Below are 23,528 nucleotides of genomic sequence, written 5' to 3'. Positions count from 1 at the left end.
TTATGCACTAGTACAACGGAGCTCGCATCATGACCGCCACCACCGAGACGCACGAGCCGAGCGGGACGCCCGGGACCGCCGGGGCGGCCGCCGCCTACGAGCCCACCGACCGGACCGTCCCGACCCGCTCGCGCGAGCGGGCGAGCTACGACCGCGAGACCGTCCACGCGATACTCGACCAGGCGTACGTCTGCCACCTCGGCTTCGTCCGCGACGGCGCCCCGGTGGTCCTGCCGACCCTCTACGGCCGGGTCGGCGAGACCCTCTACGTCCACGGCTCGACGGGCTCGCGCCCCCTGCGCGCGGCGGGCCAGGCGGACCCGGGGCTGCCCGTCTGCCTCACCGTGACGCACGTCGACGGGCTGGTGCTGGCCCGCTCGGCCTTCCACCACTCGATCAACTACCGCTCGGTGGTGGTGCACGGGACGGCGTACCAGGTGACCGACGAGGACGAGCGCCGGATGGCCCTCGACGCCCTCGTCGACCACGTGGTCCCGGGCCGCTCGGCCGACTCCCGGCCCGCCAACGCCAAGGAACTCGCCGCGACCGCGGTCATCCGCCTGGACCTGGCCGAGGTGTCCGCGAAGATCCGCACCGGCGGGCCGAACGACGAGCCCGAGGACATGGACCTGCCCTACTGGTCGGGCGTGGTCCCGGTCGCGCCGGTGCACGGAACTCCCGTCCCCGCCGACGACCTGGCCCCCGGGATCGCCGCTCCGGACTACCTCGCGGCGCTCTGAGCCGGCGCGGCGGCGGGCCTCTCCTCGGGCCCGCCGTCTGCTGCGTCGCCGTCTGCTGCGTCGCCGTCAGCGGTATCGCCGTCCGCCGGCCCGGCCCCGGCCGGCCTGCGCGCCTCCGCCGCGATGAGCGCACCGACCGAGCCCAGCAGCAGTACGGTGCCCAGCACCACCGAGCCCGTCAGCCGCTCGTCCAGCAGCAGAACGGCGAGCACCGCCGCGCTGACCGGCTCGATCAGCATGATCACCGAGACGGTCGCGGCCCGTACGGCGGCGGCCCCGGTGAAGTACAGCGCGTACGCCAGCGCCGTCGGGACGGTGGCGACGTACACCAGCAGCCACAGCACCCGCCCCGGTTCGGCGGTGTGCGGCAGCAGCCCCTCCAGCGCGGCGAGCGGCAGCAGGCACACGGCGCCCACGGCCACCGACCAGGCGGTGGTGACCAGCGGATCCCCGGCCACACCGCGCCGCCCGAGGAGACGGGCCCGCAGGGTCATGCCCGCGTACCCGGCGGCCGACAGCAGCGCCAGGACGACACCGAGGGGCCGCACCTCCCCGCCCCCGCCGCCGAGCACCAGGACCACCAGCCCGGCGAGCGCGCCGAGGACGGCGGCCACCCCGCCCCGGCCGAGCCGCTCGCCCATCCGGTACCGAGCCCCGAGCGCGATCAGCACGGGACCCGCGCCGAGGGTGACGACGGTGCCGACCGCGAGGCCGGTCTGGCGCACGGAGCCGAAGTAAGCGGACTGGAACAGCGTGAACATGAGGCCGGTTCCGATGAGCGATGCCACCGACGGCCGCCCCGGCTCCTGGCCCCGGCGGCCGGTCCCCCGGCGCCGGCCCGGCCGGCGGACGGCGAGCACCCCGAGCAGCAGCACCAGCCCGCCCGCACACCGCCAGAAGGACAGGGCGAGCGGGCCGAGGTCGCTGGCCAGGAAGAGGAGGGAGGCGGCCGCCCCGGCGGTGCCCCAGGCGGCTCCGGCGACGACGAGGTACAGCAGACTGCGCCCGGCTGCGGGCGAATGATTCGACACGAGAAGTGCTCCGCGCATGCGTGAGAAGGATGAAAGGTGCAGGTCATCGCTTCGCGGGCAGCACACACCAGCCCGGGGTGTCCCGGGCCGGGTTCTCGGCTTGGTGGCAGCCGCCCGCGCTACGCGGCGGGAGGGGGAAGCACGGCAGTCGAAGGCATGACCCCACCCTAGGCGGTGGTCGTCTCCCGGTCCATCGCGATGGCCGCCGGGTCGGCGCCCCCCGGCGGAGCCGGCCGCGAGGACTGCGCGATGAAGGCCCCGCCCAGCACCAGCGCGCCGCCGACGATCTGCGGGGTCGAGAGGTGCTCGTTCAGCAGCACCCACGCGAAGACGGTGGCCACGACCGCTTCGAGGCAGGCCACCACACCGGCGACCTGCGGGGAGAGCCTGCGGACCGAGACCACGCCGGTCAGGTACGCGAAGACGGTCGCGACCAGCACCACCCAGCCCAGCAGCACCGGCGCGGGCACCGTCAGATCGCCCATCCGGGCCGGGCCGCCCAGCACGTGCCAGTCGATCCCCCACGGCCGCGCGATCACCGTCATCACCAGCGCGCCGATCAGCATGCCGTACGCGATGACGCCGAGCGGTTCGGGCACGTCCTCACCGTCGGCGCCCTGGTCGGCGAAGACGAAGTAGAAGGCCTGGCAGCAGGCGGCGGCGAGGCCGAGCAGCACCCCGAGCGGGTCCAGGCTCAGTCCGGACCAGATCTCCACCACGCAGGCCAGCCCCACGACGGCTACCGCGGCCCCGGCCGCGGCCGCCCGCGTCACCGGTTTGCGCTGCACGAACCGGATCCAGCCGAGCAGCAGTGCGGGGCCGAGGTACTCCAGCAGCAGGGCCACGCCGACCGGGATCCGGGAGAGGGAGGCGAAATAGAAGGCCTGCACGCCCGCGACGGCGACCAGGCCGAATCCGGCGAGCAGCAGGGGCTTGCGGAAGACGAGGTCGCGGTGGCGCCAGGCCAGCGGGGACAGCACCAGTGCCGCCCCGGCCACCCTGAGCCACACCATGTGCAGCGGATCCAGACCCGCTTCGATGAGCGGCTTGGCCGCCACTCCCGAACCGCCGAACGCGAACGCCGAGACCAGCGCGAGGCCGAGTCCGGCGTTTTTCCCTGAGGCTTGCATCCGGCCATCATGACAGGGCCCGTCAGGACCGTCACCGCGGTGACGCCTGTTGAGACGCACCCGGTACCCGCCGTGACCGGACCGATGGTTTCTGACAGGTCGTCAGTATTGAATGTTGCACCGGCCGGGGCTACGTTCCGCCGCACGTACCCGACGAGAAGGGGTGGCCCCATGGCTGAAGTCACCGCGGAATCAAGCATCGAGGCGCCCGCCGCGAAGGTCTGGGCCCAGCTGACGGACTGGCCGGCGTACGGACAGTGGAGCATGACCCACACCAGCTTCCCGAACGGCGGCCCCGAGACCCTCGCGGTCGGCGCCACCTTCGCGGAGAACATGAAGATGATGGGCTTCCCGGCCGAGGTCGTCTGGACCGTGTCGGAGCTGGAGGACGAGCGCCTCTTCGCCATCACGGGCAAGGGCCCGATGGGCGTGGCCGTCCTCACCCGCTACACCCTGGTTCCGGACGGCGCCGCCACCACCGTCCGCATCGACGGGGAGTTCACGGGGGCGGCCGTGTCCCTGATGGCGGGCAAGCTCAAGGACTCGGCCACCGCCGCACTGAACGAGTCGCTGCGCAAGCTGGCCGGCCTGGTCGCCTGACCCCTCCGCACGCCTCCGTACGTACGCAGCGCGCCCCGCGAGACGACTCGCGGGGCGCGCTGCGCCGGGGGAACGGCCGCCTCAGTGCTCGTCGGCCAGGATCAGGTAGAGCTTCTTGCGGGCGTCGTTGATGACCGCAAGGGCCTTTTCGCGCTGCTCCGGCGAGCCGGTCTTGAAGACCTGCCCGAAGGCCTCCATCAGGCCGACCCCGGCCGTCCGGACCTCGTGCATCGCCTCGAAGTCGAAGCCGCGGCCGGCCTCGGCCCAGGGGGCCTCGGGGCCGGACTCGGCCTCGGTGCGGCCGGCGTCCGTGAGCGTGAACAGCTTCTTGCCGCCCTCGCTCTCGCTTGTGATCAGACCCTCGTCCTCCAGCAGCTGGAGGGTCGGGTACACCGAGCCGGGGCTGGGCTTCCAGGCCCCGCCACTGCGCTCGCCGATCTCCTGGATCATCTCGTAGCCGTGCATCGGGCGGTCCTTGAGCAGCGCCAGGATCGAGGCGCGTACGTCGCCGCGCCGGGCCCGGCCGCGCGGTCCGCCGCGTCCGCCGCGCCCGCCGAAGGGTCCGCCGCCGAAGGGCGGCCCGAAGGGGCCGAAGGCGGCGCGCAGCCCCCTGAACTCCTCCCGACGATCGGGCCCGCAGTGGCCGTGGCCCCGTCCGTGCTCATGTCCGTGGCCGTGTCCGTGCTGTCCGTGTGAACGCATGACTGCGCTCCTTTCGTCTGTGTCGTGATGTGCGTCGTGATGCGTGCTCCTCGCCCCGGTGGTCACCGTTGCGATATCTCAACTATCGCCGACCCATCGCGATGCGTCAACGATATATCGGAAACTCATTCCGAACACGTCGGTGACCAGGCCAGTCCTCACGGATTGGCCTTGGCGCCGATCACGAGGGACCCCTACGTTCGGGGCATGCGCCTGAGAATCGTCGACGCCTTCACCGACCGCCCCTTCCGCGGCAACCCCGCCGGAGTCCTGCTGCTCGACGGCGCGTTCCCGCCGGACGCATGGCTGCGCCAGGTCGCCGCCGAGGTCAACCTCTCCGAGACGGCCTTCGCGCTTCCCCTGCCGCCCGGCGAGGACGCCGACTGGGCGCTGCGCTGGTTCACCCCGACCGCCGAGGTCGACATGTGCGGGCACGCCACCCTGGCCACCGCCCACGTCCTGACGACCGGGGGTCTGGCCCGGGGTCCCATCCGCTTCAGGGCGCGGTGCGGCATCCTCACGGCCGAGGCCTCGGAGGACGGCACGATCACGCTGGACTTCCCCACGTCCTCCCTCACCCCGGTGGAGACGGTCCCGGCGGTGCAGCAGGCCCTGGGCGCCGGCATCGTGTCCGTCCACGACACCGCGGCGCACATCGGCGACCTGCTGGTCGAGCTGGCGGACGAGCGGACCGTACGGGAGCTGCGCCCCGACTTCGCCGCGCTGCGCGGCTACGCCCGGCGCGGGGTGATCGTCACCGCGGCGGCCGAGGACCCCTCCCGCGGGTACGACTTCGTCTCCCGGGGCTTCTTCCCGGCCTTCGGGATCGACGAGGACCCGGTCACCGGCAGCGCCCACACGGCGCTCGCCCCGTTCTGGGCCGCCCGCCTGGGCCGCAACGAGCTCACGGGCCTGCAGGGCGGGGACCGCACCGGCCTGGTCCGGGTCACCCTGGCCGACGACCGCACCCTGCTGACCGGCCACGCGGTCACGGTCATCGACGGGGAACTCCTGGCCCGGCCCTGAGCCGGACGGACCCCCTCCGCGGAACCCTCGATGCCCGCTGTACCGAAACTCGTCGGGAGGGTTCGGGACGGGTAACCCGCAACGGCACTTTCACGGTGATCCGGGTCGCGCTGTCGACCGTGACCGCCTTCGGGTCCACGACCGTGTCCTTGAACCGGACGGTGGCTCCCCCCGCGAACCGGGCGGTTACGGGGTGGGGAGCCAGCCCACCTTGCCCGCGAGCAGCGCGTACCCGCCGAAGGCCACGATGTCGAGCAGGGCGTGCGCGACGACGAGGGGCCCGACCCGGCCCCAGCGGCGGTAGGCCAGCACGAAGACGACGCCCATCACCACGTTGCCCAGGAAGCCGCCGATCCCCTGGTAGAGGTGGTACGAGCCGCGCAGCACCGAGCTGGCCAGCAGCGCGCCCGTCGGCGACCAGCCCAGCTGGTCGAGCCGGCGCAGCAGGTAGGCCAGCACGATGACCTCCTCCACCACGGAGTTCTGCACCGCGGAGAGGACCAGTACGGGGAACTTCCACCACACGTCGGGGAGCGCCTCCGGCACCACCGTCAGGTTGAAGCCGCCCGCCCGCGCCGCCAGGTAGAAGGCGAGCCCCGCACTGCCGATCCCGGCCGCGACCACGGCGCCGCGTCCCAGGTCCCAGGCGGGCCGGGTCCGGTCCAGGCCGAGCACCCGCAGGCCCGGCGCCCCCTCCCGGGTCAGCAGGTGGGCGACCAGCAGCACCGGAACCAGCGCGGTGGCGATCCCGAACAGCTGCCAGGCAAGGTCCAGCCAGGGCCGGCCGGGGGCGTACGAACCGTTCAGCGTGGCCGCCTGGTCCTTGAGGCCGCCGGGCTTGGTCAGCGAGCCGATGAAGCTGATCAGCGCGGAGACGGCGCTCGCGCCCAGCGACAGCGCCAGCACGAGCAGCGTCTCGGCGCGCAGTACCCCGCGCCCACCGTGTGGCGCCGCCTCGACCACCGGCTCCGGCTCAGCCCGCACGTCCGCCTCCCGTCCCGCCATCCCGTTCCGACCACCCCATACTGCCTCCTCACCGGGGGAACGGGATCACGGGCCTCGCACGCCGGGCCGGCCGCGACTCAGCGCCGCAGCGGCAGCGGGGCGTCCACCTCCTCCTCCACCAGCCCGACGGGCCAGGTGTGCACCGGCTCGCCCCGGTGGCTGAGCTCGCTGTACCGGCGGGTGACCGCGGCCAGCGCGGCGTCCCGCTCCATCCCGGACGCGAGCGCCCGGTGATAGGTGTCCACCTGCCAGGTCGCCCCGTTGACCCGCCTCTGACAGCGCTCCTCGATGATCCCGAGGTAGCGGTCCCGGTCGGCGGGCTCGATGCCCCAGGCGTCCAGCCCGGCCGCCGCCATCGGCAGCAGCTCGTCCAGGACGAGGCGTACGGCGGACACGCCGGCCAGCCCGCCGCCCCGGCCGCGGCGCGGCCACCTCAGCCGGGCGTCAATCCCGTACCGGCACGCCGCGTCGAAGTTGGCCTCCGCCTCGGCGAACGGCAGCCGGGTCCACACCGGCCGCTGTTCGTCGGCGAGGGTGCGGACGAGCCCGTAGTAGAACGCGGCGTTCGCCACCACGTCGGCGACGGTCGGCCCCGCGGGCAGCACCCGGTTCTCCACCCGCAGGTGCGGCACCCCGTCGGCGACCCCGTACACGGGCCGGTTCCAGCGGTAGACGGTCCCGTTGTGCAGGACCAGCTCCTGCAGGCTCGGCACCCCGCCCTCCGCCAGGACACGCAGCGGCTCCTCCTCGTCGCAGATCGGCAGGAGTGCGGGGAAGTAGCGGACGTTCTCCGCGAACAGCTCGTACGCCGACTCCACCCAGCGCTCACCGAACCAGGTCCGCGGCCGTACCCCCTGCGCCTGGAGCTCGGGCGGCCGGGTGTCGGTGGCCTGGGTGAACAGCGGCGGCCGCGACTCCCGCCAGAGCTCGCGCCCGAACAGGAACGGCGAATTGGCGCCGACTGCTATCTGCACGGCCGTCACCGCCTGCGCCGCGTTCCACACGTCGGCGAAGCGGCCCGGTGTCACCTGCAGGTGCAGCTGCACGGAGGTGCACGCGGCCTCGGGGACGATCGAACCGGTGCTCCACGTCAGCCGCTCGACGCCGTCGATGTCCAGCCGGAAGTCCTCGCCGCGCATCATCAGGATCTGCTCGTTCAGCAGCGAGTAGCGGTCCACCGCCGACAGGTTTGCGGTGACGAGATCGGAGCGGGTGATCGTCGGCAGGATGCCGATCATCACCACTCCGGCGTCGATGTCCGCGGCCTGCCGGTGGGCATAGGCGAGCCCCGTGCTCAGTTCCTCGGCGAGCTGGTCGAATACCCGTCCGCCGAGCCGGTGCGGAAGTACGTTCACCTCCAGGTTGAACATTCCGAGTTCGGTCTGGAAATCAGTGCTCGCAATCCTCTCCAGTACCTGCGCATTCACCATGCGCGGCAAACCGTCGGCGCCCGCGAGATTCAGCTCGATCTCCAGCCCCATCATGTTCTTGGGCCGATCGAACCTCTTCTCCGCCAGAAGTCGCTCCAGCCCCTCCAGACACTCGTGGAGCTTCCTGCGGTACCGATGCCGATCGGACAGGTCGAATCCGCCCGCCACGACCTTCTCCCCCATCGAAGCGCCCCCTCCTCAAATGGCCCGGCCCCGCGCACCCAGGCTCGCGTGTACGGTCGATGATGCCCCGCGGGCGTGATCCATAACGCCGGGGAGGCGTGCGTGGCGGGGAGCGTGCGCCGGTTTGGCCGACGGGCGCTATGGCACATTCACCTGGCAAGCCGTCTTCTGCAAATTCCGCGTAGGTTTTGCCGGTTCCGGATTATGGGCGCTTTCCAGCCGAGCCCCTTTCCGGTAGCCTCCGAGGTCAGCGCGACTTGTTCGCGGCTATCCGGCATGAAAGCCATCGCAGCGGGACCGGTAAGCGCCTTGTCCGCAATAGGTGGGACAGCTAGCCGAAACACTGGGTGAACACATGTCGTATAAACTCCGCAAACGAGGCAGAGAGTTGGCGCGCGGCCATTGCCCCTCAGCCCCCCTCTGGCCCCAGAATGCGACAGCGCCGTCCGCACCTGCCCCGTTCCACAGGTCTCCCAAGTGAGAGGCGACCCACCATGCCGCTGCATGTCCCTCCGGCTCCCGCGCCCGCCCTGCGCAGCGTCCTCGCGGCACTCGGTTCCCCCACCGCCGTGCACGAGGCGCACACCCCGTCCTTGCGCGCGCTGCAGGGGCCGCTGACCGCCGAACTGCCCCTGCCGGTGCACGTCCTCGACCGGCTGAACATCTCCCAGCTCGCTGCGGGGGGCCGCCCGCCCCGCACCCGGCTGACCGGCTGGCGGTTCCTGATCCGCAGCGGCGACCGCTACGTCGCCGCCGCGGACACCCGGCTGACGCCGGACGGGTGGGCCTTCTCCCATTTCTTCGAGGGCCCCTACGTGGCAGCGACCGAACGCGCCCTCCGCCAGGCGGAGTCGCTCGGCAAGAACTACCAGCCCCGGCTGCTGTCCGTACCGGAGCTGTACATGCTGACGCTCTGGCTGCACGGGGCGGTGGGGGCGGACGCCTCCGCCGGGCTGCCGGCCGCCGCGGACCTGCTGGTGCCGCTGGCGCCGGCGCCGCCCGGCATCGCCGCCTACCGGCCGCATCCCGTGTCCGAACTGCTGCCGGTGCTGACCCACCGGCTGACCCCGCCCGCCCCGCCGCTCCCGCCGTCGGTGGCGGCGCCGGCCGCCTGACCAGGCACGATGCGGGGGCTGATCCGAACGGCCCATTCGGTCTAGCCCACTCGGGCCACCTGTGAACCACCCGAAATGACAGGGGAGTTGAACTGAACCGCCCGCACGAGTGATGCGTCCTCAATCCATGAGGACAGCTGCCGGGAAATCCCTGCGGACTCCGGTCCGGAGGGCAACACTGGGATCCTGACCAAACCAAGACGTTGAAAACGGGGGGCGGCCATGAACAAGGCATCGAGCCGCAGCACACAGACCACACCGCAGCGAAAGAACGCATCCATGTGCCAGCACCAGCCAGCATGCCCGTCAGCCGACTCCGCCGACCGGGAGGCCGCCAAGCCGGTGGCGAACCACCCGGAGCAGGGCTGGAGCCTGCTGTGCAACGGCGTCCTGCTCTTCGAGGACACCGGTGAGCTGCTGCCGGACGGCCAGATCATCGCACCGCACCGTCCGCTCGCGGCGGCGCACGTGGTGAAGGCGGCCTAATCGGCGACTGCATCCGAGAGCACCGCGCAGCAGCACGCGCGGAACAGCACGAACCGAGAAGGGGCCGGTCCGGGATTCATCATCCCGGACCGGCCCCTTCGTCATACGGTCATGTCATACGAATATGTCAGGTCGCCGTACGGCAACCCGCTCCGGCAGACCGCTCAGTTGTCGTACTCGTCCAGCGGCGGGCAGGAGCAGACCAGGTTGCGGTCGCCGAAGGCACCGTCGATACGGCGCACCGGCGGCCAGTACTTCTCCGCCGCCGTGACCCCGCCCGGGAAGACGGCCTCGTCACGGGTATACGGGTGGTTCCACTCCCCGCCCAGCGCGGCCGCCGTGTGGGGGGCGTTCGCCAGCGGGTTGTCGTCCACCGGCCACTCGCCGCCCACGACCCGCTCGATCTCGCCGCGGATCGCGATCATCGCGTCGCAGAAGCGGTCGATCTCGGTGAGGTCCTCCGACTCGGTCGGCTCGATCATCAGCGTGCCGGCCACCGGGAAGGACATGGTCGGCGCGTGGAAGCCGTAGTCGATCAGACGCTTGGCGATGTCGTCCACGCTCACGCCCGTCGCCTTCGACAGCGGACGCAGGTCGATGATGCACTCGTGCGCGACCAGGTTGCCCGGGCCGGTGTAGAGCACCGGGTAGTGCGGCTCCAGGCGCTTGGCGATGTAGTTGGCTCCGAGCACCGCCACCTGGGTGGCGCGCTTGAGGCCCTCGCCGCCCATGAGGCGCACGTACGACCAGGAGATCGGCAGGATGCCGGCCGAACCCCACGGCGCGGCCGAGATCGGGCCCACGCCCGTCTCGGGACCGGCTGCCGGCTGCAGCGGGTGGTTGGGCAGGTACGGGGCCAGGTGGGCCCGGACACCGACCGGGCCGACGCCCGGACCGCCGCCGCCGTGCGGGATGCAGAAGGTCTTGTGCAGGTTCAGGTGCGAGACGTCGCCGCCGAAGTGACCGGGCTTGGCCAGGCCCACCAGGGCGTTGAGGTTGGCACCGTCCACGTAGACCTGGCCGCCGGCCTCGTGCACCTGGGCACAGATGTCGGCGACGTGCTCCTCGAACACACCGTGCGTCGAGGGGTACGTGATCATCAGCACCGCGAGCTCGTCACGGTACTGCTCGATCTTGGCACGCAGGTCGTCGGTGTCCACCTCGCCGTCGTCGGCGGTCTTCACCACGACCACCTTCATGCCGGCCATCACGGCGCTGGCGGCGTTGGTGCCGTGCGCGGAGGACGGGATGAGGCAGACGGTGCGCTGCTCGTCGCCGTTCGCCCGGTGGTAGGCGCGCACGGCCAGCAGGCCGGCGAGCTCGCCCTGGGAGCCGGCGTTCGGCTGGATGGAGACCTTGTCGTAGCCGGTGACCTCGCAGAGACGTTCCTCCAGCTCGGTGATGAGCGTGAGGTACCCCTCGGCCTGGTCGGCCGGGGCGAACGGGTGCAGCTGGCCGAACTCCGGCCAGGTGACCGGCTCCATCTCGGTGGTCGCGTTGAGCTTCATGGTGCAGGAGCCCAGCGGGATCATGCCGCGGTCCAGCGCGTAGTCCTTGTCCGCGAGCTTGCGCAGGTAGCGCAGCATCGCGGTCTCGGAGCGGTGCTGGTGGAAGACCGGGTGCGCCAGGTAGTCGTCGGAGCGCAGCAGGCCCTCGGGCAGGGCGTCGGCGGTGGTCGTGTCCAGGGCCTCGATGTCGGCGGTGACGCCGAAGGCGGCCCAGACGGCCTCGATGTCGGCGCGCAGCGTCGTCTCGTCGCAGGAGACGGAGACGTGGTCTGCGTCGACCTGGAAGAGGTTGACCCCGCCTTCGCGGGCGGCGGCGACGACCTCGGCGGCCTTGCCGGGAACCCGCGCGGTGAGGGTGTCGAAGTACGAGCCGTGGACGATCTGGACCCCGCCGGCCGTCAGACCGGCCGCGAGCAGCGCCGCATAGCGGTGGGTGCGGCGGGCGATCGTGCGCAGGCCGTCCGGGCCGTGGTAGACGGCGTACATGCCGGCCATGACGGCGAGCAGCACCTGCGCGGTGCAGATGTTGCTGGTGGCCTTCTCACGGCGGATGTGCTGCTCACGGGTCTGCAGCGCCAGGCGGTAGGCCTTGTTGCCGTCCGCGTCCACGGAGACGCCGACGAGGCGGCCCGGCAGCGAGCGGGCGTGCTTGTCCTGGACGGCCATGTAGCCGGCGTGCGGGCCGCCGAAGCCCATCGGAACGCCGAAGCGCTGGGTGGTGCCCACGGCGATGTCGGCACCCAGCGAGCCGGGGGAGGCCAGCAGGGTCAGGGCGAGCAGGTCGGCGGCGACGGCGACGATCGCGCCGAGCCCGTGCGCCTGGTCGATGACCGGCTTGATCTCGCGTACGGCGCCGGAGGCACCCGGGTACTGGACCAGCACGCCGAAGACACCGCGCTCGGCGATCTCGGCCGGGATGCCGGCGGACAGGTCGGCGACGACGACCTCGATGCCGATCGGCTCGGCGCGGGTCTCGATCACGGCGATGGTCTGCGGCAGCGCGTCGGCGTCGACGAGGAAGACGTTGCCCTTGGCCTTGCCCACGCGGCGGGCCAGGGTCATGGCCTCGGCGGCGGCCGTGCCCTCGTCGAGCAGGGAGGCGCCGGAGGTCGGCAGACCGGTCAGGTCGGCGACGACGGTCTGGAAGTTGAGCAGCGCCTCCAGACGTCCCTGGGAGATCTCCGGCTGGTAGGGCGTGTACGCCGTGTACCAGGCCGGGTTCTCCATGACGTTGCGCAGGATCACCGGCGGCGTGAACGTCCCGTAGTAGCCGAGACCGATCATGGAGGTGAGGACCTGGTTGCGGTCGGCGAGCCGACGCAGCTCGGCGAGCACCTCGGCCTCGGTCCGCGCCTCGGGCAGATCGAGCGCCTCGGCGCTCTTGATCACGTCCGGGACGGCGGCGGCGGTCAGGTCGTCCAGCGAGCCGTAGCCCACGTGGGCGAGCATCTTGGCCTGCGCCTCGGCGTCCGGGCCGATGTGGCGCTGCTCGAAGGGGATGCCTCGCTCCAGCTGGGAGAGCGGAATGCGGTTGGCGGTCATGTACGGAGGCCTCCTGGGTCGTACGACCTGCGAGGGGCACCACGGCGCGGGCACCCGGACGGCCTCCCCCTCTGTCATCTCAACCTGAGAGCTTCACCGGGCCCTGCGGGACGCCCCGCACGATCCGGCTTTCACCGTCGGTGAGGAGGGGAACCGGCACTGCGCGCCCGGTACCCGCCCCTGCTTTCCAGAGTGGCCTCGTCCGTGCGGTACGTATGCCTGAGAGATTCCGGGGAGGATTTGCTCCTTCGGCGCCTCCGTCGAACTCACTCGGAGGACTCTCCCGCACAGGGTCAACAGCCGGTACCAAGCCTACCAGCGAGGTTCCCGGACCTCTTTCGAGTGGCCCCCTCCCCGGAAATGCACTTTTGTAGTCATTACGGAGGAGTTGCGATCACATGGAGGCACCGTGCAGACCGACATCGATCCGCGCAGCCTGATCGGCCGGAAGGCATTCGACCGCAACGGCACCAAGATCGGAACCATCGACGAGGTGTACCTCGACGATGCCACGGGCGTGCCGGAATGGGCGGCCGTGCGCACGGGACTGTTCAGCCGGGACGCCTTCGTGCCCCTGGAGCCGAGCGAGCTGGTCGGCGACGGCCTCCGGGTCCCCTTCGAACGCTCCCTGATCAGGGACGCCCCGGACTTCGGCGTCGGCCGCCACCTCTCCCCCGAGCAGGAACTCCAGCTCTACCACCACTACGGACTCGACGTCTCCCTCCCCTCCGACTTCCGCCCCCCGCCGCAGGACCCCGGGGCCGAGGACCGCGACTTCGGGCGGCTCGCCGGCGACGAGGGCCACCCCGGCTAGCCGGCTGCCTGCGCCTTCCCCACCAGCGGCAGCGGATCGGACGGCTCCAGCTCCGGATCGTCCACCCGGAAGGTGCGCACCCGGCCCGGCGGCGATCCCGGCTGCTCGAACCGCACGGTCACCCGCCCGACCCCGCTGCCCTGCACCCAGCCCGGCCCGTGGACCGCGTGCCGTACGTCGCTTCCCGCCGCCCAGTGCCGCTGCCGGACCGGCTCCACGCCGGGCTCCACGGCCGGCTCAGCCGCCTCCCCGTCGCCCTCGGGACCACCGGCACCACCGGGCTCGGCCGCGGCGTCCGGCGCGCCGCTGCCCGCCGTGCCCGGCTCCGGCCCGGCCGCCAGCGACTGCGCGAACAGGTCCTCCTGCGTGTAGTCCGCCAGCCCGCTCACCCCCACCCCCAGCAGCCGCACCCCGCCCGTGGTGTCCACACCCTCCAGCAGCCGCCCGGCCGCTTCCCGCACCACCGCCGGATCGTCGGTGGGCCCCCGCAGCGTCTCGGAGCGCGTCAGCGTCGAGAAGTCGTAGCGCCGGACCTTCAGCACGATGGTGCGCCCCGAGTGCCCGGAGGCCCGCAGCCGCTGCACGCACCGCTCGGCGAGGCGCTGCACCTCCCCCCGGATCCGCACCCGGTCGTGCAGGTCCACGTCGAAGGTGTCCTCCACCGAGACCGACTTCGCGTCGCGCTCCGCGACCACCGGCCGGTCGTCCAGCCCGAGCGCCATCCGGTACAGCCCGACCCCGTGCGAGCGCCCGACCATCCGGACCAGCTCGTCCTCGCCGGCCTCGGCCAGCTCCCCCACCGTGGTGATCCCGGCCCGCCGCAGGTGCTCCCCGGTGGCCGGTCCCACTCCGGGCAGGGTCCGTACCGACATCGGTGCGAGCAGCTCCCGCTCCGTGCCGACCTCGATCAGCAGCAGGCCGTCGGGCTTGGCCTCCTCGGAGGCCACCTTGGCCAGCATCTTCGAGCCCGCCAGGCCCACCGAGGCGCTCAGCCCGGTCGCGGCGAGGATCTCGGCCCGCAGCCGCTCACCGGCCGCACGGGCGCTCACCGCGTCGAAAGCGGCGCCGCCCGCCTCCAGGTCCACGAAGGCCTCGTCCAGGCTCAGCGGCTCCACCAGTGGCGACAGTTCGCGCAGGAGGGCCATGACCACGTCGCTGACCGCCCGGTACAGGGTGAAGCGCGGGACGAGGTAGGCGCCGTTCGGGCAGAGCCTCCTGGCCTGGGCCATCGGCATCGCCGAATGCACCCCGAACCGCCTGGCCTCGTAGGAGGCGGTGGCGACGACGCCGCGCGGACCCAGCCCGCCGACGATCACGGCCTTCCCGCGCAGGCTCGGCTTCGACGCCTGCTCCACGGAGGCGTAGAAGGCGTCCATGTCCAGGTGGAGGATGGTCGGCGCGGCTCTCACAGCACCGATGCTGCCTTACGCCACTGACAATGCGGCACAGGAGTCCGTACGGGTGCCGGCCGGCCGGCGTCGGCGGCCGGCCGCCGGCTAACCGGCCCGGTTGCGCCGCGCGGCCAGTTCGTCGGCCGGATTGTGGCCGACGACCGTCTCGCCGGTGTCGATCCGCTCCCCGTGGAGCTGCGACAGCGCCTTCTCGACGTCACGCCAGACCACGCCCACCGCGATGCCGAAGATGCCCTGGCCGCCCTCCAGCAGGCTGACCACCTGGTCCGGCGAGGTGCACTCGTACACGGTGGCGCCGTCGCTCATCAGCGTCATGCGCTCCAGGTCCGAGAAGCCCCGGTCGCGCAGGTGCTGCACGGCGGTGCGGATGTTCTGCAGCGCCACCCCGGTGTCCAGGAAGCGCTTGACGATCTTGAGGACGACGACGTCGCGGAAGCTGTAGAGGCGCTGGGTGCCGGAGCCGAACGCGGGGCGCACCGTGGGCTCCACCAGCCCGGTCCGCGCCCAGTAGTCCAACTGCCGGTACGTGATGCCCGCCGCGGCGCATGCCGTCGGTCCGCGATAGCCGACCTGCTCGGGTGCCGGTCCGCCACCCGCCGGGCCGGCCGGGGCGGCCTCCGGCTGACGGCGCGCGGGTCTGGCCGCACTGCCGTGGAGCGGGTACGGCCCACCGTCACTCCGTGCGGGGATGCCCCCGGTCGTACCGTCGCCCGTGACTCTCACGCCGACCCTCCGTCCTTGACCTGCCCCCTCGAAGGTAGGCAGTCACCAGGGGTGCGTCAACGATCGCCACACTCGGCACGCCGAGTGATAATCACCCTGAGAGTGGTTTCCCGTGCCCCGTACCGGGGAAAGGCTACTCGAATGGGCTGTCAGCGCTTTCTGGGCGACCACCGGACGGCACGGCCGCGGCCCCTACTGCGGGCCGGTCCCGAAGTCCTCGGGGGAGATCTGGTCGAGGAACTCCCGGAACTTCTCCACCTCGTCCTCCTGCTCGTCCGGAATCGCGATGCCGGCATCGTCCAGGACGCCGTCGCTGCCGTAGATCGGCGTTCCCGTGCGCAGGGCCAACGCTATGGCATCCGAAGGCCGCGCGCTCACCTCCACCCCACTGGCGAAGACCAGCTCCGCGTAGAAGACGCCCTCCCGCAGGTCCGTGATCCGGACCTCGGTGAGCTCCTCGCCGATCGCCTCCAGCACGTCCTTGAAAAGGTCGTGCGTCAGCGGCCGGGCAGGGGCCATGCCCTGCTGCGCGAAGGCAATGGCGGTCGCCTCCCCTGGTCCGATCCAGATGGGGAGGTACCGGTCGCCTCCCACTTCACGCAGGAGCACGATCGGTTGGTTGGAGGGCATTTCCACCCGGACACCCACAACGTCGAGCTCGTTCACACAGCAACCCTAGGACCTGCCCGGCAGGTTTGGGTAGTCGGGCCCTCGCCGCTCAGCGCAGACGGACCCCGAGAGCGGTCTCCACGAGGGCCTCGTGCAGCCGTACGGACAGCCCCGCGAGCTCCTTCATGGTGGCCTCGGCATGGGCCCTGGTCTGCGGATTGCGGTGCCGCCGCAGCGGCGCCACGACCTGCTCCACCAGGCCCGCCTCCCGGTCCGCGGCGGCCTTCATGGCCCTCAGGTGCCGGGGTTCCAGCCCGAACCGGCCCAGGTCGGCCACCAGCCGGGCCACCGTGACGGTCTCACCGTCGAAGCCGCCGCCGGGATCCTCCGCAATCAGCCCGTACGACTCCCACTCGGCCAGCTGCGCCTCGTCCACCTCGGCGGCGGCGATCAGCTCGGCCCGGCCCACCCGGGCGGCGGCGGGCCGTTCCCGGGCCGCCTCCGGGTACCCCGCGGCGGCAGCCGACGGGTCGGCGGCGTCCCCGTGCGCCGTGGGCGCCGGGATGCGGATCTGCTCACCGCGGTCGAGCGCGTCCAGCTGCTCGCGGATCACCTTCAACGGCAGGTAGTGGTCACGCTGCAGCCGCAGGATGCGGGCGAGGCGCTCCACGTCCTCGGTGCTGAACTTGCGATATCCCGAAGGCGTGCGCCGCGGCTCGACGAGCCCCTCCGCCTCCAGGAAACGAATCTTCGAAATCGTGACTTCGGGGAACTCGTCGCGCAGCATCGTGAGCACCGTGCCGATGCTCACCAGCCGCCCGCCCGAGCCGGCGGTGCCGTTCTTCTCGGCACCGCCGGTGGTGGTACGCAGCATGGGACCTTCCCTGGTGGGTCCCCCCTGGGACACCTCCCGGCAAGCCGGGGGCGGGGTCTGGGGGAGGGTCAGATACCCCGCAGACTCGCGTAGAAGACCAGTCGGTACTTGCCGATCTGCACCTCGTCGCCGTTGTGCAGGGCGACGGAGTCGATCGGTTCGCGGTTCACGTACGTGCCGTTGAGGCTGCCGACGTCGGAGACGGTGAAACCGCCGTCCTGGCTCCTGCGGAACTCGACATGCCGCCGGGAGACGGTGACGTCGTCCAGGAAGATGTCGCTCTGCGGGTGCCGACCCGCCGTGGTCAGCTCACCGTCCAGCAGGAAGCGGCTGCCGGAGTTGGGACCGCGCCGCACGATCAGCAGGGCGGAACCCGGGGGCAGTGCCTCCACCGCGGCCTGGGCCTCGGGGGACAGGGAGGACGACACGTGCTGTCCCGACGCCTCGGCCTCGTAGGCCTCAAGGCCCGAGATCGAGATCGTGGACGTGGTCTCCGAGGCACGCTCCGGCGTCAGACCCGCCCGCAGCGGCGCACCGCAGTTCGAGCAGAAGCGGCTGGCCGCATCGCTGCGGTGCCCGCACCTGCTGCACACCTGCTCGGCCGACATGGACGGCTCCTCGCGCCGCGGCTGCCCCGCGGAGGCATTGGTGGCGTACGGGTCGGGGGCGAACCCTCCACCCGTGGTTGAGGTTGATGGTTCACCGAAACCTATGCGGCCGGAACCGGCAGGGTCAACAGCCGACCCGCCCTGCCCGCCCGGAACATCACCCGCACCGGCGACCTCGTCCCGGAAGAGCGGCCGGTCGCCCTGCCCTTCCACCTCCCCCTGCCCCGCACGGTGCCTGGCCGCACCGCTTTCCTCACGGCTCTTCTTGCCGAACAACTTCTCAAACAACTTCACGGGCGATTCCCCTTGACCGAAACAGACCCGCCCGTGGGGCAGGACGAACTCCGAATGCACACACCTGCCGACCCGGACATTCTCACAACGTCCGTAACCACCAGACAGTTTCCACCACGCACCGCGACTTCGGCGCGTCGACCCCCCGCAGGCACCCGCCCGCGTGGGCCCATCCGCTCTCCGCCCCGCGTCACGACGATGACGACCGAGCGTAGTCAGGCTGCTTCGCAGGCCGCAAGGCGTCCACAACGATCTTCGCCGACCGTGTGACGGCGACGGTGGCCTGCTCCTTCTCCAGCGTCTGCACGACACCTCCCGGGATGTTCAGCGCCGGCTCCAGGTCCTGCGGCTTGCCGATCACCCTGAACTCGTAGGGCTGTGTGATCTTCTTACCGTCGATGCCGATGCCGCCGCCCTCGTCCGAGAAGTACGAGCCCGCCACGATGCGCACACCGTTGACCTGGATCGCCTCGGCCCCGGCCGCCCGCAGCTCCTGGAGCGTGTCCAGCAGCTGGTCGGACTGCACCTGGTTCCCGGGATCGGTGATCCGCAGCGTGATACCCGGCCCCTGCGCAGCCACCGTACCGGCCAGGATGCCGAGTTGGCGCTCCTTCTCCACGGTCTGCCTGCGCGCCTCCTCGGCCTGGTTCGAGCTGCTCTCCAGCTCCTTGCGCTGATCCTCCAACCGCTGCTTCTCGTCCTCCAGGCGCTTCGTCCGACCGTCCAGCTCGTCGAGGATCCGTACGAGGTCCTCCTGACGGGCACCCCGGAGGGAGCTGTTGTCACTGTTGGACCGCACCTGGATGGCCAGCCCCAGACCGAGCACGAACAACAGCAACGCGACGATCAGTTGGGCCCGGCTCACCCGCGGCGGCCACAGCCCCGCCGCCAGCCGCTGCCGACCGGTCTGCGGGACCTCGGCGACCTGGGCCTTCCCCTCATCCAGAGGCTGCTCGGGGCCGTTCGGTTCCTCGGGAGGGGTGTGATTCGCACTCATCGGCCTCACGCCCGGAACACGTGCCGGCGGATGGCCGCGGCATTGGAGAAGATACGGATGCCCAGGACCACGACCACACCGGTCGACAGCTGCGAGCCCACCCCCAGCTTGTCACCGAGGAAGACGATCAGCGCGGCCACCACCACGTTCGACAGGAACGACACCACGAAGACCTTGTCCACGAAGATGCCGTCCAGCATCGCGCGCAGACCGCCGAACACCGCGTCCAGCGCCGCCACCACGGCGATCGGCAGATAAGGCTCCACCACGGCCGGCACCTCGGGCCGGACGAGAAGTCCGACCACCACTCCGGCCACGAGGCCCAGTACCGCGATCACGATGCACCCTTCTTCGGCTCTTCTGCTGTAGCTGTACGTACGGTCAGGCTCGACGCGGCCGGAAGCCGCACCTCGTCCATGGCGGACAGCGTGTAACGGATCCCGTAGCTCTCCTGCAGCACGTGCAGGTACTGCCCGTCCGCCGAGTCCTGGAACGCGGTTCCGAGCCGCTTCTTGTCCCCCACCGCCAGCACCTCGTACGGCGGGACCAGCGGCCGGTTGTCGACCAGTATCGCGTCACCCGCGGCCCGGATCGCCGACAGCGCCGTCAGCCGCTGCCCGTTGATCGAGACCGCCTCCGCCCCGGACTGCCACAGACCGTTGACGATCCTCTGCATGTCCCGGTCACGGAGTCGGCCGGTGTCGGAGAAGCCGGCGTTCTCCCGCGGTTTGCCCCCACCGCCCGAGGAGGAGCCCTTGGCATCGTCCACGACCAGCTTGACCCCCGGCCCGCGGACCTCTGTGGCGCCCGACAACAGCGCCACCAGCTGCCCCTGGTCCCCGCCGTGCTGCTTGAGCGCTTCACGCTGGCGGCTCGCCACGTTCTCCCGCAGCCGCTCGATGTCCCGCTCCAGGCCGTCCGCGCGCTCGTCGGCCCGCTGCACCCGGTCGATCAGCTCCTGGCGCTCCTTGGCCAGCACGGGCGCCGCCACGCGCGCCTGGGCGGCACCGAGCGTGACCACCATGGCGGCGAGTACCAGGCCGGCCGCGAGCGCCAGTCTGGCCTTGAGTGTCCGCGGCAGTCCCGCCGTGCCGTCGGCCTCCCGCCGGGCGGACGCCTCCGCATACCCCTCGTCGAGGCTGTGGTCCATCACATGCGTCAGCAGCGACATGGACGCGTCCGGGCGCGCGGGCGGCGAGGCCGAACCGGGGTGGTTGAACGGCTGCGACATGCCGCTCATCGTCGCATGACGCCCCCGCCCCCACCGAATGCACCCGTCCGGCGGGCCGGGGCGCACTCCCGCGCTCCCGGCCCGCCGGACCTGGCCGTACGTGATCCGGTGCCGGGCCGTCAGTGCCCGGCGCCGTCCACCACCCCCGCCCACTCGTCCAGCAGGGCCTGCGCCGACGCGTCGTCGGGCCCCTCGGCCCACAGGTGCGTCACCGCCTCCGCCGGGTCCGGCAGGACCAGCGCCCAGCGCCCGTCCGCCTCCACCACCCGCACGCCGTCGGTGGTGTCCACCTGGCGGTCACCGGCGGCTTCCACGACCCGCCGCATCACGAGCCCCTTCACGGCCCACGGGGTCGGTACGTCGCGCTTGAGCACATGGGCGCGTGGTATCCGCGCATCGATCTGGCTCAGCGTGAGCTGCGTGCGGGCCACCAGCCCGATCAGCTGGACGAAGGCCGCCGATCCGTCGAAGACGCTGCTGAACTCGGGGACGATGTAGCCTCCCCGCCCGTCGCCGCCGAAGATCGTGTTCTCCGCCCGGCCCACCCGCGTCAGGTCGTCGGGCGAGGTCGTCGTCCACTCCACCTGCGTGCCGTGGTACGCCGCCACCTGCTCGGCGATCCGGGTTGTGGTCACCGGCAGCGCCACCTTGCCGCTGCGCCGCTCGGCGGCGACCAGGTCCAGCAGCACCAGGAGCGCCCGGTCGTCCTCGATGATCCGGCCCCGCTCGTCCACCAGGGAGATCCGCTCCCCCACCGGGTCGAAGCGCACACCGAAGGCGGCGCGCGCCGAGGCGACGATCTCACCGAGACGCACCAGACCGGCCCGCCGGGATTCCGCGGTCTCCGTCGGCCTGGACTCGTCCAGGCCGGGGTTGATCGTCAGCGCGTCGACCCCGAGCCGGCCCAGCAGGCTGGGCAGTACGAGACCGGCGCTGCCGTTGGAGGCGTCCACGACCACCTTCAGCCCGGAATCGGCGATCCCGGTGATGTCCACCTGCCTCAGCAGTGAACCGGTGTAGGAGTCGAAGACGCTCGACGGGAACTGCAGGTCACCGATCTCGCCCGGGAAGGCGCGCCGGTACTCCTGGCGGGCGTACACCCGGTCCAGCTTGCGCTGCTGCGCCTGCGAGAGGTCCGCGCCCCGCTCGTCCAGGAACATGATGTCGACGGAATCCGGCACGCCGGGCGAGGTACGCAGCATGATCCCGCCGGCGCTGCCGCGGGCGGTCTGCTGGCGTGCCACGGGCAGCGGTACGTTCTCCAGGTCCCGTACGTCGATCGCACTGGTCTGGAGCGCCGAGATCACGGCCCGCTTCAGTGCGCGGGCGCCTCGGGAATGGTCGCGTGCCGTGGTGACGATGGCGCCCTTCTTCAGCATCGTCGCGTAGGCACCGGCGAGCCGGACCACCAGCTCCGGGGTGATCTCCACGTTGAGGATCCCGGAGACTCCCCTGGCACCGAAGAGGTGCGCCTGCCCGCGGGACTCCCAGATCACCGACGTGTTGACGAAGGCGCCGGCCTCGACCGTCTTGAAGGGGTAGACGCGCACGTTCCCCTGGACGATCGATTCCTCACCGATCAGGCACTCGTCACCAATGACGGCGCCGTCCTCGATCCGGGCGGCCCGCATGATGTCGGTGTTCTTGCCGATCACACAGCCGCGCAGGTTGCTGTGCTGGCCGATGTAGACGTTGTCGTGCACGACGGCCTTGTGCAGGAAGGCACCGCTCTTGACGACGACGTTCGACCCGACGACCGTGTGCTCGCGGATCTCGACGCCCGCCTCGACCTTCGCGTAGTCGCCGATGTAGAGCGGTCCGCGGAGCACCGCGTCGGGGCTCACCTCGGCCCCTTCGGCGACCCACACCCCGGGCGAGATCTCGAAGCCGTCCATGTCGACCTGGACCTTGCCTTCGAGTACGTCGGCCTGGGCCTTGACGTAGCTCTCGTGGGTGCCGACGTCCTCCCAGTAGCCCTCGGCGACATAGCCGTAAATGGGCCGGCCTTCCTTCATCAGCTGCGGGAAGACATCACCGGACCAGTCGACCGGAACATCCGGGTCCACGTAATTGAAGACCTCGGGCTCCATGACGTAGATACCGGTGTTCACGGTGTCCGAGAAAACCTGGCCCCACGTCGGCTTCTCAAGGAAACGCTCGACCTTCCCCTCTTCGTCCACGATGGTGATGCCGAATTCCAGCGGGTTCGGCACCCGGGTCAGGCACACCGTGACGAGTGCGCCCTTCTGCTTGTGGAAGTTGATCAGGTCAGTGAGGTCGAAGTCGGTGAGCGCGTCGCCGGAAATGACGAGGAACGCGTCGTCCTTCAACGCCTCCTCGGCGTTCTTCACACTGCCGGCAGTGCCGAGTGGCTTCTCCTCGTTGGCATAGGTGAGCTCCATTCCGAGCTCTTCGCCGTCACCGAAGTAGTTCTTGACGAGGGACGCCAGGAACTGGACGGTCACCACGGTCTCGTTGAGCCCATGCCGCTTCAGCAGCCTCAGCACGTGCTCCATGATCGGCCGGTTGGCCACCGGCAGGAGCGGCTTCGGCATGCTTGAGGTCATGGGGCGAAGACGGGTGCCTTCGCCACCGGCCATCACGACGGCCTTCATGTCGGAAGAGTCCTCCTTGAGAGACGACGTTCTCGCCGACTTCGCCCGTCCCGTACGGAGACTCCGCAGATACTTCGCGTCAGCCCGGCACCGAGCGAGCTCAATCGGCCGCGGTGTCCGCCTTCACGAGTCGGCGGACCTGCACCACGTAAAGGATTCCTGCCCACCAGTAGAGGGTTGTACCCCATCCGGCGAACGCCCATCCGAAAACTGACCCCATCCAGGCCAACCAACCCGTACCGTCGCTGAGCAGCAGCAGGGGGAAGGCGTACATCAGGTTGAAGGTCGCGGCCTTGCCGAGGAAGTTGACCTGCGGCGGCGGATAGCCGTGGCGGCGCAGGATCCAGACCATCACCAGCAGCATCAGCTCGCGGGCGATCAGGGCCCCGGTAAGCCAGAGCGGCAGGATGCCGCGGTAGGTCAGGCCGAAGAGCGTGGAGAGGATGTACAACCGGTCCGCGGCGGGATCCAGCAGCCGGCCGAGGCTGCTGATCTGATTCCAGCGCCGCGCGAGCTTCCCGTCGAGGTAGTCACTGACCCCGCTGAGCATGAGGACGGCCAGGGCCCAGCCGTCGTGCTTCTCCAGAATCAACCAGAGGAAGAGGGGCACGCCGACGAGGCGAGCCATGCTCAGGATGTTCGGAATGGTGAAAATTCGGTCAGTCTGAACCCGAGTCTCCTGGACCTCCACCCGGGGGCCTCCACTGTTGAACGTACGAACGATGCCTCCTGACCCTACAGGACCCCGCAGGGACCCAGAACGCAGAAAAGCCCCGCACCAGATACCTGGTGCGGGGCTTCCCGCAATGATTGTTCGGCGGCGTCCTACTCTCCCACAGGGTCCCCCCTGCAG

At 71.0% G+C, this 23,528-nt stretch carries 22 protein-coding genes and 1 riboswitch; of the genes, 6 read left to right on the top strand and 16 right to left on the bottom strand.

Annotation, left to right across the window (positions count from 1 at the left end; translation table 11 throughout):
• Positions 1-29 precede the first annotated feature (29 nt).
• Positions 30-740: a pyridoxamine 5'-phosphate oxidase family protein gene (locus ABZ128_RS30605; protein WP_356852518.1), complete on the top strand. Its 711-nt coding sequence runs from the start codon at positions 30-32 to the stop codon at positions 738-740.
• Here ABZ128_RS30605 and ABZ128_RS30600 read toward each other — a convergent pair.
• Together ABZ128_RS30600 and ABZ128_RS30595 are read right to left on the bottom strand one after the other, a co-directional pair.
• Positions 722-1,771 (bottom strand): DMT family transporter, encoded by a 1,050-nt coding sequence (locus ABZ128_RS30600; RefSeq protein WP_356852517.1) that lies wholly within the window; start codon positions 1,769-1,771, stop codon positions 722-724. The genes ABZ128_RS30605 and ABZ128_RS30600 overlap by 19 nt on opposite strands.
• Positions 1,772-1,938: 167 nt before the next feature.
• On the bottom strand, positions 1,939-2,901 hold the full coding sequence (locus ABZ128_RS30595; protein ID WP_356852516.1) for an EamA family transporter: 963 nt from the start codon (positions 2,899-2,901) through the stop codon (positions 1,939-1,941).
• Between the two features lie 171 nt (positions 2,902-3,072).
• Here ABZ128_RS30595 and ABZ128_RS30590 point away from each other — a divergent pair, with 171 nt between their 5' ends.
• Positions 3,073-3,501, top strand: coding sequence for an SRPBCC family protein (locus ABZ128_RS30590; RefSeq protein WP_356852515.1), 429 nt, complete (start codon positions 3,073-3,075; stop codon positions 3,499-3,501).
• Positions 3,502-3,582: 81 nt separating this feature from the next.
• On the opposite strand, the gene ABZ128_RS30585 is transcribed toward ABZ128_RS30590, so the two are convergent.
• Positions 3,583-4,203, bottom strand: coding sequence for a PadR family transcriptional regulator (locus ABZ128_RS30585; protein WP_356852513.1), 621 nt, complete (start codon positions 4,201-4,203; stop codon positions 3,583-3,585).
• Positions 4,204-4,410: 207 nt separating this feature from the next.
• Here ABZ128_RS30585 and ABZ128_RS30580 point away from each other — a divergent pair, with 207 nt between their 5' ends.
• Positions 4,411-5,229 carry a PhzF family phenazine biosynthesis isomerase gene (locus tag ABZ128_RS30580; RefSeq protein WP_356852512.1) on the top strand — a complete coding sequence of 273 codons (819 nt, stop codon included), beginning with the start codon at positions 4,411-4,413 and terminating at the stop codon, positions 5,227-5,229.
• Positions 5,230-5,415: 186 nt separating this feature from the next.
• On the opposite strand, the gene ABZ128_RS30575 is transcribed toward ABZ128_RS30580, so the two are convergent.
• Both ABZ128_RS30575 and ABZ128_RS30570 read right to left on the bottom strand, forming a co-directional pair.
• Positions 5,416-6,234 carry a type II CAAX endopeptidase family protein gene (locus ABZ128_RS30575; RefSeq protein ID WP_356852510.1) on the bottom strand — a complete coding sequence of 273 codons (819 nt, stop codon included), beginning with the start codon at positions 6,232-6,234 and terminating at the stop codon, positions 5,416-5,418.
• A 77-nt stretch (positions 6,235-6,311) separates the two neighbouring features.
• A complete protein-coding gene (locus ABZ128_RS30570) occupies positions 6,312-7,847 on the bottom strand; it encodes a glutamate-cysteine ligase family protein (protein WP_356852509.1) in 1,536 nt (511 codons plus the stop codon).
• Between the two features lie 494 nt (positions 7,848-8,341).
• Here ABZ128_RS30570 and ABZ128_RS30565 point away from each other — a divergent pair, with 494 nt between their 5' ends.
• Both ABZ128_RS30565 and ABZ128_RS30560 read left to right on the top strand, forming a co-directional pair.
• Complete coding sequence (locus tag ABZ128_RS30565) at positions 8,342-8,962, top strand: hypothetical protein (protein ID WP_356852507.1); 621 nt, start codon at positions 8,342-8,344, stop codon at positions 8,960-8,962.
• Between the two features lie 279 nt (positions 8,963-9,241).
• Positions 9,242-9,448, top strand: coding sequence for a DUF5999 family protein (locus ABZ128_RS30560; protein WP_356852505.1), 207 nt, complete (start codon positions 9,242-9,244; stop codon positions 9,446-9,448).
• Positions 9,449-9,612: 164 nt separating this feature from the next.
• Here ABZ128_RS30560 and gcvP read toward each other — a convergent pair whose 3' ends face one another.
• On the bottom strand, positions 9,613-12,498 hold the full coding sequence (gene gcvP, locus ABZ128_RS30555) for an aminomethyl-transferring glycine dehydrogenase (protein WP_356852504.1): 2,886 nt from the start codon (positions 12,496-12,498) through the stop codon (positions 9,613-9,615).
• Positions 12,499-12,695: 197 nt separating this feature from the next.
• Positions 12,696-12,794, bottom strand: a riboswitch (glycine riboswitch).
• A gap of 113 nt (positions 12,795-12,907) precedes the next feature.
• Here gcvP and ABZ128_RS30550 point away from each other — a divergent pair.
• Positions 12,908-13,312 (top strand): PRC-barrel domain-containing protein, encoded by a 405-nt coding sequence (locus tag ABZ128_RS30550; protein WP_356852502.1) that lies wholly within the window; start codon positions 12,908-12,910, stop codon positions 13,310-13,312.
• On the opposite strand, the gene ABZ128_RS30545 is transcribed toward ABZ128_RS30550, so the two are convergent.
• The 10 genes from ABZ128_RS30545 to ABZ128_RS30500 all read right to left on the bottom strand — a co-directional run bounded on the left by ABZ128_RS30545 (position 13,309) and on the right by ABZ128_RS30500 (position 23,366).
• Positions 13,309-14,721, bottom strand: coding sequence for a DNA polymerase IV (locus tag ABZ128_RS30545; RefSeq protein WP_356852500.1), 1,413 nt, complete (start codon positions 14,719-14,721; stop codon positions 13,309-13,311). The two genes, ABZ128_RS30550 and ABZ128_RS30545, sit on opposite strands and share 4 nt — an antisense overlap.
• Positions 14,722-14,808: 87 nt before the next feature.
• A complete protein-coding gene (locus ABZ128_RS30540; RefSeq protein WP_356852498.1) occupies positions 14,809-15,447 on the bottom strand; it encodes a MerR family transcriptional regulator in 639 nt (212 codons plus the stop codon).
• 192 nt (positions 15,448-15,639) lie between these two features.
• Positions 15,640-16,113, bottom strand: coding sequence for a bifunctional nuclease family protein (locus ABZ128_RS30535; RefSeq protein WP_030009777.1), 474 nt, complete (start codon positions 16,111-16,113; stop codon positions 15,640-15,642).
• Positions 16,114-16,165: 52 nt separating this feature from the next.
• On the bottom strand, positions 16,166-16,930 hold the full coding sequence (locus ABZ128_RS30530) for a MerR family transcriptional regulator (RefSeq protein ID WP_356852497.1): 765 nt from the start codon (positions 16,928-16,930) through the stop codon (positions 16,166-16,168).
• Positions 16,931-16,998: 68 nt separating this feature from the next.
• The gene (locus ABZ128_RS30525) at positions 16,999-17,940 is read right to left on the bottom strand and encodes an FHA domain-containing protein (RefSeq protein WP_356852553.1); all 942 of its coding nucleotides are present in this window, start codon (positions 17,938-17,940) and stop codon (positions 16,999-17,001) included.
• Positions 17,941-18,022: 82 nt separating this feature from the next.
• Positions 18,023-18,829, bottom strand: coding sequence for a DUF881 domain-containing protein (locus tag ABZ128_RS30520; protein ID WP_356852495.1), 807 nt, complete (start codon positions 18,827-18,829; stop codon positions 18,023-18,025).
• 5 nt (positions 18,830-18,834) lie between these two features.
• The gene (locus tag ABZ128_RS30515; protein ID WP_030158423.1) at positions 18,835-19,167 is read right to left on the bottom strand and encodes a small basic family protein; all 333 of its coding nucleotides are present in this window, start codon (positions 19,165-19,167) and stop codon (positions 18,835-18,837) included.
• Positions 19,164-20,069 (bottom strand): DUF881 domain-containing protein, encoded by a 906-nt coding sequence (locus tag ABZ128_RS30510; RefSeq protein ID WP_356852494.1) that lies wholly within the window; start codon positions 20,067-20,069, stop codon positions 19,164-19,166. Before ABZ128_RS30510 ends, ABZ128_RS30515 begins: the two co-directional genes overlap by 4 nt.
• Positions 20,070-20,179: 110 nt before the next feature.
• Positions 20,180-22,675: a mannose-1-phosphate guanyltransferase gene (locus tag ABZ128_RS30505; protein WP_356852492.1), complete on the bottom strand. Its 2,496-nt coding sequence runs from the start codon at positions 22,673-22,675 to the stop codon at positions 20,180-20,182.
• A 100-nt stretch (positions 22,676-22,775) separates the two neighbouring features.
• A complete protein-coding gene (locus tag ABZ128_RS30500; RefSeq protein ID WP_356852490.1) occupies positions 22,776-23,366 on the bottom strand; it encodes a CDP-alcohol phosphatidyltransferase family protein in 591 nt (196 codons plus the stop codon).
• Positions 23,367-23,528 lie beyond the last annotated feature (162 nt).

The sequence above is a fragment of the Streptomyces sp. NPDC006326 genome (assembly GCF_040612915.1).
Lineage (GTDB): Bacteria > Actinomycetota > Actinomycetes > Streptomycetales > Streptomycetaceae > Streptomyces.
The sequence above is the reverse complement of the archived record's forward strand: the minus strand, read 5'-3'. Positions and strand labels throughout refer to the sequence as shown.